Source organism: Bariatricus sp. SGI.154 (assembly GCF_050313795.1).
In the GTDB taxonomy this organism is placed as follows: domain Bacteria; phylum Bacillota; class Clostridia; order Lachnospirales; family Lachnospiraceae; genus CAMBRQ01.
This window is the reverse complement of sequence record NZ_JBNPMC010000062.1, coordinates 1-11,354: the sequence shown is the minus strand read 5'-3', so window position 1 is coordinate 11,354 and position 11,354 is coordinate 1. Positions and strand designations below refer to the sequence as shown.

The window sequence follows — 11,354 nt, the reverse complement described above, 5'->3', positions numbered from 1 at the left end:
TTCCCTTATAATTTCCTTATATTTCTTTATTATGATATCTTCCATAAGGAGGAGATTACTATGAATTCAATTTTAGAAACAAAATGTCTAACCAAATCATTCCATAAGCAAGAGATCGTTCACGACATATCCCTGGTGGTGCCTAAGAATTGTGTATATGGGCTTTTGGGACCTAACGGTGCAGGGAAGTCGACGATTCTGAAGATGGTAACAGGGATTCTAAGACCGACAGGTGGAAGCATTCTTTTTGACGGGCATGAATGGAGCAGAAAAGACCTGGCGGATATCGGGGCATTGGTTGAGACTCCGCCAATATATGAGAATCTGACGGCATGGGAGAATCTGAAGGTAAGGGCATTGATGCTTGGTATCGCAGAGGAGAGGATGGAAGAGGTATTAGAAATGGTTGATCTGGCGCATACAGGGAAGAAGAGAACCGGAGAGTTCTCGCTTGGCATGAAGCAGAGACTGGGAATCGCGATTGCGTTGCTGAATCGCCCAAGGCTTCTGATTCTGGATGAGCCTGTAAATGGGCTGGATCCAATTGGCATACAGGAGTTGCGGCAATTGATACGAAGATTCCCAGAGGAGGGGATTAGCGTCATTGTATCCAGCCATATCTTAAGTGAGATAGAACAGACGGCTGACTATATTGGAATTATCGCAGATGGACGGCTTGGATACCAGGGAGGAATGCCAGCATCCAGGCATCTGGAGGGGCTGTTTATGGATATTGTTGCAAAGAATCGGAAGGAGAAAGTGTAATGTTATCAGGAAGGACAAAAACAGGACATCTGAAAGCAGGATGCTATTATAAGGCGGAACGATTGAAAAACCAGCGGACTGCTGCTGGGAAGATTATGATTATCATGCCGTTATTCTCGGTCTTGTTATCAGCATGGCTTACACATGGGTATTTTGCAATTGACAGTTATAATTGGTGGTATATAACTTTGTTTCCGGGGATGATGGCTTTGGTCTGTGGCATGACAGGCAATAGGGATAAGAAGATGGGGAATAGGACCATCTGGGCGCTTCCGGTAGATATGGGAAGAATCTGGGATGCAAAGATTCTGTACTGCATTCAGGCAACTGCGACAGCCGTGTTTCTCATGCTGGCAGCAACGGTTTTGTTAGGAATTGGAATGGAGAAGGGGCTGCATATAACATTCCTGGTGAAGCCGACACTGGAACAGCAGGTTGCGGCAGCAATCCTGTTATTCGTTACTGCGTTATGGCAGATTCCATTCTGTATGCTTCTTCAGCAGTTGATTGGAATATTTCCAATGGTGCTTTTGCATATAGGAAGTTATATACTGGCAGCGTGCAGTATATCTTTGAAGCCATATTTTATGCTGTTCTCAGGTGCGATAACTGCAAGACTTATGTGTGCAGTGATAAGAGTTCTGCCGAATGGGCTTCCGGCTGTACCCGGGAATATGACATATTCGCCGGAACTTGTATCTATGAAGTCTCTTCCGGCTGGTGTGGCAGTATCCCTTGTGTGGTTTCTGGTTCTGTGGATGGTAAGCCGCAGATGGTTTGAAAGGCAGGTGCCAGGCAGATGATGGAAGTGGTCAGACTTTGCAGGGCAGAACTTCGGAAACTGCATCATACGCTGATACCGGTTCTGCATATCCTCTTACCATTGCTTGGAATTACCATATTCCTTGGATATTACAGTTGTACGGCTGGGGAGGATGTAGGAAAGATATCCGGATACATTCAGGTATTGACAATTACTCTTCCCTTAATTGTCAGTGCTGTATGTGCTTTGAGTGTCGAGCAGGAGGAAAAAGGACATTTTCAGACGATGCTTGGAGTAGCAGTGTGCAAATTGCATTCACTTCTGGCAAAATGGCTGGTTTTGTCAGGAATCGGTCTTGGAGCAATCAATCTGGCTGTGGCAGGATTCGCGCTGGGGTATCGGATGTTTGAAAAAACGATGATATTTGCATGGAAAGGATATTTGCTGCTCGCGTTGATATTATGGATATGTAGTTGGAATCTCTATCTGCTGCATCTGTTTTTGAACCTGATATTTTCTAAAAGTTTATCTGTCTGCGTGGGAACGGCAGAGACTTTGATCGCATCGTTATTTCTTACGGGACTGGGAGAAGGAATCTGGAGGTATTTTCCCTGCTCTTGGGGTGGAAGATGGAGCGGATATCTGTTATTATACCTGGAAGGAAAGATATCAGATGTGGCAATTGCCTCTATGCCTGCGCATGCAGGAATCTGTGTGGGGATTACAGTTGTCGCATGGGGCTTGATTTTTCTGTGGTTTTATTATTATGAAGGAAGACAGTGCAATGATTAGAATCTTGGCAATAGATGATGAAAAAGGAATCCTTAGGTTGATTGAGAACGCATTGATCAGGGAGGAATATGATGTAACGACGCTTGATGATCCATCGCAGTTAGATTGGAATAGACTTGGAGATTATCAGTTGATCTTATTGGATGTTATGATGCCGGGAAAGGATGGATTCTCTCTCTGCGAGGAGATGCGGGAACGGGTAGATTGTCCGATCTTATTCTTGACGGCAAAGACAGAGGAGAAAGATATCATGAAAGGGCTTGGACTTGGCGGAGATGATTACATTAGCAAGCCATTTGGAATCGGAGAACTGCGGGCACGGGTGGCGGCTCATCTCAGAAGAGAGACAAGGGAGAAGAAGCATGTGGTATCCGTGGATGGGGTGCAGTTTCATTTGCATTCGAAAAAGGTGATATACCAGGGAGCGGAGATTGGATTTACAAAAAGTGAATATGCAATCTGTGAATACCTTGCATTGAATCATGGTCAGGTATTTTCTAAGGAGAGGATTTTCGAGCATGTATTCGGATATGATAAAGAGAGTGATGTCTCAGCGATTACAGAGCATATTAAGAATATCCGTGCTAAATGTCAGAAAGCAGGACTGGAGCCGATAGAAACAGTGTGGGGGATTGGTTATAGATGGAGATAAGGAAGAAGAATAAGATGAATCGGGTGATAGATCAGAAAGAGAAGTATAGATATAAGACTATATCGGGAATATTTTTGAAGTTCATCGGTATATTTTCAATTAATACGTTAGCATTATTTCTTCTGATATATATATTGTTTAACAGTATGATAATTGCGGGGTGGGTGCTTCCGGCAAACCATATAGAGAAAGAATTGAAGCAGAAGGAAGAGAGTATTGAAAAGGCTGAAGTGATAACAGAGGGCATAGTGCCAGATGGAAGCAGTTATGGAGTGTATGGAAGCGCAGGGGAGTATCGGTATGGTAATTTTTCTTTGGAAGATAAGAATGAAGCATGGGATTGCTATGAGAAGAAGATGATCTATCCTGGTGGTGGAGGATATTACCGTTTTATCGCAAGAGAGAACGGAGAGATATGTATTGTAAAATATTATATAGCAACCAGGTTCAATTGTGGCTCTTTTGGTCGAAAACTTCCGAGTCCGGAATTCCTTATGACTATATTATACGTGATTTTGTTCCTGATGCAGACGATACTTCTTGCCAGGTATTTTGGCAGATATATGAGATCGAGGCTGGCTGCCTTGAATCAGGTGACCGAGAAAATTCAAAAACAGGATCTGGACTTTGCGCGGGAGCATTCTGACTTAAAAGAAATAGAAGAGGTATTGACCTCTTTGTACCAAATGAAAACAGCATTAAAAGATTCGCTGGAACAGCAATGGAACATGGAGCAGCAGAAGAACGAACAGATTGCTGCCTTGGCACATGACATTAAGACACCCCTGACCATCATCAAGGGAAATGCAGAACTTCTGCAAGAGAGTGAACTTTCGAAAGGTGAGGCAGAATATAACGAGTATATTTTACAGAGCATTACTGTTATAGAAGAGTACCTTATGATATTGAATGATATTCTGGGTACAGAGAAGACAACAGCACTGGAAAAAATAGAAACAATGTCTTGCGAACAATTGGCTGACAAACTAGAAGAACAGACAAAATTACAGACCTCAGCCAGACAGCTGCGGTTGATGATTCACAGAAAGATTCTATATGGAAGCATTACCTGTAGCCAGAACCAGATTTTAAGAGCCTGGAATAACATATTAAGCAACGCCATCGACTATACTTTGCCGGGCAAAACCATCCATATCAACATTACAATTACCGAAACCCAGGAAGGAAAATACCTTACCGCTGCCATCATCGACCAGGGACCAGGATTTACCCCACAAGACCTAAAACACGCCACCGAACAATTCTATCAAGGTGACAAAAGCCGCCACACCAAAACTCACTACGGTCTAGGCCTCCATACCGCCGCGCACTTCGCCCAAACCCAAGGCGGCTACCTCACCCTGGAAAACACCGAAACCCACCACGCAAAAGTAACCCTACATCTAAAAACAGATTAACTATACAATACTCTGATTCCGTGATGTAGGCGATTGGAGGCATCACGGAATCAGTATACTCTCCATATTCGCCGTCCCATCGCCATTAATTCAATTTCTATACCTCAAGATTCTTATTCGCCGTCGACAACATCAACTTAATCCTGTTCAACTGATTTACCTCACTTGCTCCCGGATCAAAATCAATCGCCACAACGTTAGACTCAGGATATCTTCTTCTTAATTCTTTAATAACCCCTTTACCGACCACATGGTTTGGCAAGCAGGCGAAAGGCTGTGTACACACGATATTCGGTGCGCCGCTATGTATCAGTTCCAGCATCTCTCCGGTCAGGAACCATCCTTCACCGGTTTGATTGCCCAATGATACGATCTCAGAAGCCATCTCGCCAAGTTTCTCAATATGAGCCGGCGGATCAAAATGCTTACTTGCTTCGAATGCCTTGGTTGCAGGAGAGCGGAACCACTCAAGTGCTTTGATTCCAAGATTCGCAGTGGTTGCTTTAGACTTGGCAAAACCAAGTTTTTTTACCTTGAAATTCTGGTTATAGAAGCAGTACAGCAGGAAGTCCAGAAGATCCGGTACAACTGCTTCAGCACCTTCACTTTCCAGAAGTTCTACCAGATAGTTATTAGCAGCCGGGAGGAACTTAACCAGAATTTCACCAACCACACCAACACGAGGTTTCTTAACATCTAACAGTTCGATATTGTTATCAAAGTCTTCGATAATATCTTTACACAATTTCTTGAATCTGCGTCTGGAAGGATATCCGGAACCGACGAATTCCTTGCAGATTTCTGCCCATTTTCGATGCATTGCATTGACTGATCCTGGTACTGCTTCGTATGGACGGAGACGGTATACACATTTCATAAAGATATCCCCGAATACGGCAGCATAGATGCCGCGCAGCACGAGAGAAGGTGTAATCTTGAATCCAGGATTACCTTCTAATCCACTTAAGTTAATGGAGATAACCGGAATGTGTTCATAGCCGGCCTTCTTAAGCGCACGCCGGATGAATCCGATATAGTTAGAAGCACGGCATCCGCCGCCAGTCTGGCTGATGATGACCGCGATCTTATCAGTGTCATATTTGCCGGACAGGATTGCTTCCATAATCTGACCGACTACCATAAGAGATGGATAGCAGGCATCGTTATTTACATATTTAAGACCGACATCTACTGCCTGTTTGTTGTCATTTGGTAGGACTTGGATCTTATATCCGGAAGCCTTGAATGCCGGTTCTAGCAATTCAAAATGAATTGGTGACATCTGTGGGCAGAGGATGGTATAGTCCTTCCGCATTTCCTTTGTAAACGGTACTTTAGCGATAGCGGAAGTGTGAATCTCTCGTTTCTCATGGCGTTTTTCCCTTACACGGATTGCTGCCAGCAGAGATCTTACACGGATTCTTGCGGCTCCTAAGTTATTAACCTCATCGATCTTCAGTGAGGTATAGATTTTATCAGAGTCATTCAGAATCGAAGCCACCTGATCGGTAGTAACCGCATCCAGTCCACAGCCAAAGGAATTCAACTGAATCAGGTCTAGATTCTCGGTGGTCTTTACATAATTTGCCGCTGCATACAGACGGGAGTGATACATCCACTGATCCATAACATTGAGCGGATGCTCTGCCGGATGCAGGTGAGAGATAGAATCCTCTGTCAGTACTGCCATATTGTAAGAGTTGATCAGTTCTGGAATACCATGATTCACCTCTGGGTCAATGTGGTAAGGACGACCTGCCAGGACGATACCGCGGTTGCCGGTTTTTTCCAGATACTGAAGTGTCTCCTCGCCTTTCTTTCGCATATCTTCACGGCAAGCTGACAGTTCCGTCCATGCGGCATGTACCGCAGACTGGATCTCGAATGCCGGGATAGAGAATTTGTCGGACAGTTCCTCCACCAGACGATAGGAGACCGTCTCCTCATTCTTCAAGGAGAGGAATGGATGCATAAAATCCACGTCACCGTTAATAATTGCATCAATATTGTTCTTAATATTTTCAGGATAAGAGGTTACAATCGGACAGTTGTAGTGATTGTTCGCCTCTTCGAATTCATTACGCTCATAAGGAATACTTGGATAGAAGATGGTATGTATTCCTTCGTTAATCAGCCATTGCACATGTCCATGAGCAAGTTTTGCCGGATAACACTCGGACTCGCTTGGAATGGACTCAATACCGAGTTCGTAGATCTTTCTGGTGGACAGAGGAGATAATACAACTCGGAAGCCAAGATTATGAAAGAAAGTAAACCAGAACGGATAGTTCTCATACATGTTCAATACACGCGGGATACCGATGGTTCCTCTCTTGGCATCTGCCTCGCTAAGAGGCTCGTAGTCAAAGTAACGTTTTAACTTGTATTCGAATAAGTTCGGCAGTTTATTCTCTGATTTTTCTTTTCCAAGACCACGTTCGCAGCGGTTACCTGTGATGAATCTGCGTCCGCCACTGAAATGGTTAATGGTCAGACGGCAGCTATTCGTGCAGCCTTTACATTTTGCCATGGTAGTAGAGTACTCCAGGGCTTCAATGTCTTCAATAGAGAGCATCGTTGTGCCTTCGCAGTCTACATAACGCTCACGGGCAATCAGGGCAGCACCGAAAGCCCCCATGATTCCGGCAATATCCGGGCGAATTGCTTCACAGTTTGCGATTTTTTCAAAACTTCTAAGAACGGCATTATTATAGAAAGTACCGCCTTGTACTACAATGTGGTTGCCCAGTTCAGAGGCATCAGACACCTTTATTACCTTAAAAAGGGCATTCTTTATAACAGAATAAGCAAGACCGGCAGAAATATCGGCAACCTCAGCACCTTCCTTCTGTGCCTGTTTTACTTTTGAGTTCATAAAAACGGTACAACGCGTACCCAAGTCAATCGGATTACGGGCAAATAATGCTTCATGTGCAAAGTCTTCGACAGAATAGTTCAAAGATTTTGCGAATGTCTCGATGAAAGAACCGCATCCGGAAGAACACGCCTCGTTCAGAAGCACGTTATCTACCGTCTGATTCTTGATCTTAATACATTTCATATCCTGGCCGCCGATGTCCAGGATACAGTCTACATCCGGTTCGAAATAAGAAGCGGCATAGTAATGGGATACTGTCTCAACTTCTCCTTCATCCAGCAGGAGTGCCGCCTTGATCAGGGCCTCGCCATAACCGGTAGAGCAAGAATGTACGATCTCGACACCTTCTGGCAATTGACTGTAAATATCTTTGATAGCACTAATCGTGGTTCCAAGGGGATCACCTTCATTATTATGATAGAAGGAATACAGCAAAGTCCCGTCTTCTCCGACTAACGCAGCCTTTGTAGTAGTAGAGCCTGCATCGATTCCAAGGAATGCCTTGCCTTGATAGGTTGCAAGGTCTTTCAATGGTACCTGATGCTTGGCATGACGATCTTCAAAAGCGTGGAATTCTGCTTCGGTCGCAAATAGTGGTTCTATACGGTCTACTTCGAACTCCATCTTAATCTTGCCTTCCAGACGATTCTGCATCTCCTGAAGAGATACATCCAGGTCTTTCTTAGAGTTAAGGGCAGAGCCGATCGCCGCAAATAGGTGGGAATGTCCCGGAGCGATTGTATGCTCGTCGTCCAGATTCAGGGTGCGGACGAATGCCTCTTTCAGTTCGGATAAGAAATGAAGAGGACCGCCAAGGAATGCGACGTGTCCTCGGATTGGCTTACCGCAGGCAAGACCGCTTATGGTCTGATTCACAACTGCCTGGAAGATGGATGCTGCCAGGTCTTCCTTAGAAGCCCCATCGTTGATCAGCGGCTGAATGTCCGACTTGGCGAACACACCGCATCTTGCAGCGATAGAGTAGAGGGACTGATAGTTCTTCGCATATTCATTCAGTCCGGAAGCATCCGTCTGAAGAAGGGATGCCATCTGATCAATGAATGATCCGGTACCACCTGCACATACGCCGTTCATACGCTGTTCTACATTACCGCCCTCAAAATAAATAATCTTGGCATCCTCACCGCCAAGTTCGATTGCAACATCTGTCTGTGGAGCATAGTCCTGCAAAGCAGTAGATACTGCGATAACTTCCTGGACGAATGGTACGCCCAGATGTTTGGCAAGTGTCAGACCGCCGGAACCGGTGATGACCGGTGAAGCATGGATGGCTCCAAGTTTATAGATTGCTCTGCCAAGAAGGTCGGACAGAGTCTCTTGGATATTCGCATAGTGTCTCTCATAGTCAGAAAAAGCGATATCGTTGTTCTCATCGAGTATCGCAATCTTGACTGTGGTTGAACCGATGTCAATACCCAGTGTGTATAATTCTTTCTTACTCATGATCTAACTCCTTATCATTGAATCTAATCTAAAAATCAATATATGCTATGGTTTTCTTCCTATTAAATGTGTGTTATTCTACAACCTGTAACATTATACGACAATTTATCCGAAATGACAATTAACAAATGCTATAGAAATGTTAAAATCCTGTTAAGTTTTAAGGCGGAATTGACAAATACTATTCAAAACGGTAGAATTACTACAGTGCAAAACATCGGAAAAGTAAGGAGTGAAGCTATGAATAACTGGCTGGACAAATTGGAACGAAAGTTTGGAAGATATGCAATCCCCAATCTCATGTACTATGTCATTATACTGTATGCAGTTGGATTTGTTTTAAGTATGGTGAATCCATCATTCTACTATCAGTATCTGAGCCTGGATGCAAAAGCAATCCTGCATGGACAGATCTGGCGGATTGCAACCTTCATCATTCAACCGCCATCCAATAGTCTTTTATTTATTGTATTTGCATTATACCTGTATTATATGCTGGGACAGGAACTGGAGAGGGCGTGGGGTGCTTTCCGGTTTAATGTGTATTTCTTTTCAGGAATGCTGTTTCATGTGATTGCGGCATTGCTGGCATATGCACTTACGGGTCTTTCTTTTCAGATGGATACCTGGTATCTGAATATGTCTCTATTCTTTGCTTTTGCAGCATTGTATCCTAATGTACAGTTTTTGCTGTTTTTCGTGATTCCAGTAAAAGCCAAGATACTGGCGCTGATTGACGGCCTGTATTTTCTGTATGCAGTGGTGCAGGCATTTCTGCCGGCATATGGGGGCAACCCGGTATACGGAATCTATTATAAGGCGAATGCGCTGGCGGCAGTAGTATCCTTATTGAATTTCTTGATCTTTTTCCTGAGTTCAAGAAATATGAGACCATATTCACCAAAGCAGGTAAGACGAAAAAGAGAATTTCAGCATAAGATGCGGCAGGCGCAGCGCCCTGTCCAGACTTATGCGAATGGCGCGAAGCACAGATGCGCGGTCTGCGGAAGAACAGAACTGGATGATCCGAATCTGGAATTCAGATATTGTTCCAAATGTAACGGCAATTATGAATATTGTCAGGATCACTTGTTTACACACACTCATGTTAAATAGACAGCGCAGGTCAAACCAAGTAAAAAAGGAAAGTGAAGAGAGGAAAATCGGACAATGAAGAAAACAAAGATTATATGTACCATGGGACCAAGAACTGATGATGAGAACCTTATGAAGGATTTAATCCGAAGCGGCATGGATATTGCCAGATTTAATTTCTCTCATGGAACCCATGAGGAACAGAAGGCTCGTATGGATCTGCTAAAAAAAGCCCGTGATGAGGAGGGCAGACCGATCGCAATCCTTCTGGATACCAAAGGACCTGAGATTCGTACAGGCATATTAAAGGACGGCAAGAAGGTAACGCTTCGGGAGGGGGAGACATTTACCCTGACAACAGAAGAGATTACCGGTGATGAGACAAAAGTGTCCATTACATACGCTGGCCTTGTGGAAGATGTTCAGGTTGGAAGCATCATTCTGATTGACGATGGATTGATTGGATTGAAGGTAAAGGGCAAACAGGAAAAAGACATTGTCTGCACTATTATCAATGGTGGAGAACTTGGCGAACGCAAAGGTGTGAATGTTCCGAATGTTCCGGTAAGGCTTCCGGCAATTACTGAAAAGGATAGAGAAGATATTCGTTTTGGTGTAGAGCAGAAGATTGACTTTATTGCAGCATCTTTTGTACGGAATGCAGAGTGTATCCTTGAGATCAGAGCGTTTCTGAAAGAATGCAATGCACCATATATTCCGATTATCGCGAAGATTGAGAATGCTGAAGGAATCAAGAATATTGATGAGATCATCCGCTGTGCAGACGGAATCATGGTTGCGCGTGGTGACTTGGGTGTGGAGATCCCGGCAGAAGAAGTACCGTATCTTCAGAAGATGATCATTCAGAAATGTAACGATAATTATAAACCAGTTATTACCGCTACGCAGATGCTGGATTCTATGATCCGTAATCCACGCCCGACCAGAGCAGAAGTAACAGACGTAGCGAATGCCGTATATGACGGAACAGATGCTGTAATGCTTTCGGGAGAGACGGCACAGGGCAAATATCCGCTAGAAGCACTCCAGATGATGGTGCATATTGTAGAGAGTACAGAGGAACACCTGGATTATGATATGCTTATGAAAAAAGCAGAAGAGCATCGTATGAGAAGTACGACAAGTGCTTTGGGGCATGCTACTGTAACAACGGCGAATAACCTGAATGCAAGATGTATTATTACACCAACGATGTCCGGAGCAACAGCAAGAGTGGTATCCAAGTTCAAACCGAAGACAGAGATTATTGGCGTATCACCAGCCCCGGAGACCCTTCGCAGGATGCAGATCTACTGGGGTGTAAGACCGCTTAAGTCTATTCAGCTTAACTCTATGGATGATGTGTGTGAAGGCGCAATTGAATTGGTATGTGCAAAGCAGATGGCAGAATCTGGAGATATTATAGTACTGACGGCAGGAATGCCATCTTTGAGCGGGAAAGCAGACGCTGGAGTAAGTAATATGATGCGGATTGCAGTTGTGGATTAGAGATGGGAATTTAATTCT

General features: G+C 44.2%; 8 protein-coding genes. 7 read left to right on the top strand and 1 reads right to left on the bottom strand.

All coding sequences use genetic code 11. The features are described 5' to 3' along the window. Positions 1–60: 60 nt before the first annotated feature. From ACQRBN_RS17045 to ACQRBN_RS17025, 5 genes are read left to right on the top strand one after another with little or no spacing between them, the layout of a single operon-like run. Positions 61–765 carry a lantibiotic protection ABC transporter ATP-binding protein gene (locus ACQRBN_RS17045; protein WP_427740283.1) on the top strand — a complete coding sequence of 235 codons (705 nt, stop codon included), beginning with the start codon at positions 61–63 and terminating at the stop codon, positions 763–765. Beyond that, a complete protein-coding gene (locus ACQRBN_RS17040) occupies positions 765–1,568 on the top strand; it encodes a lantibiotic immunity ABC transporter MutE/EpiE family permease subunit (RefSeq protein WP_427740282.1) in 804 nt (267 codons plus the stop codon). The genes ACQRBN_RS17045 and ACQRBN_RS17040 overlap by 1 nt, the downstream gene beginning before the upstream one ends. Continuing rightward, a complete protein-coding gene (locus ACQRBN_RS17035) occupies positions 1,565–2,320 on the top strand; it encodes a lantibiotic immunity ABC transporter MutG family permease subunit (protein WP_427740281.1) in 756 nt (251 codons plus the stop codon). Before ACQRBN_RS17040 ends, ACQRBN_RS17035 begins: the two co-directional genes overlap by 4 nt. Continuing rightward, on the top strand, positions 2,313–2,972 hold the full coding sequence (locus ACQRBN_RS17030) for a response regulator transcription factor (protein WP_427740280.1): 660 nt from the start codon (positions 2,313–2,315) through the stop codon (positions 2,970–2,972). Before ACQRBN_RS17035 ends, ACQRBN_RS17030 begins: the two co-directional genes overlap by 8 nt. 14 nt (positions 2,973–2,986) lie before the next feature. Then, positions 2,987–4,390: a sensor histidine kinase gene (locus ACQRBN_RS17025; RefSeq protein ID WP_427740279.1), complete on the top strand. Its 1,404-nt coding sequence runs from the start codon at positions 2,987–2,989 to the stop codon at positions 4,388–4,390. Between the two features lie 97 nt (positions 4,391–4,487). On the opposite strand, the gene ACQRBN_RS17020 is transcribed toward ACQRBN_RS17025, so the two are convergent. Further along, the gene (locus tag ACQRBN_RS17020; protein WP_427740278.1) at positions 4,488–8,732 is read right to left on the bottom strand and encodes an acyl-CoA dehydratase activase-related protein; all 4,245 of its coding nucleotides are present in this window, start codon (positions 8,730–8,732) and stop codon (positions 4,488–4,490) included. 240 nt (positions 8,733–8,972) lie between these two features. Here ACQRBN_RS17020 and ACQRBN_RS17015 point away from each other — a divergent pair, with 240 nt between their 5' ends. Further along, positions 8,973–9,848, top strand: coding sequence for a hypothetical protein (locus ACQRBN_RS17015; protein ID WP_427740277.1), 876 nt, complete (start codon positions 8,973–8,975; stop codon positions 9,846–9,848). A 54-nt stretch (positions 9,849–9,902) separates the two neighbouring features. Further along, a complete protein-coding gene (pyk, locus tag ACQRBN_RS17010; protein WP_427740276.1) occupies positions 9,903–11,336 on the top strand; it encodes a pyruvate kinase in 1,434 nt (477 codons plus the stop codon). Positions 11,337–11,354: the final 18 nt, after the last annotated feature.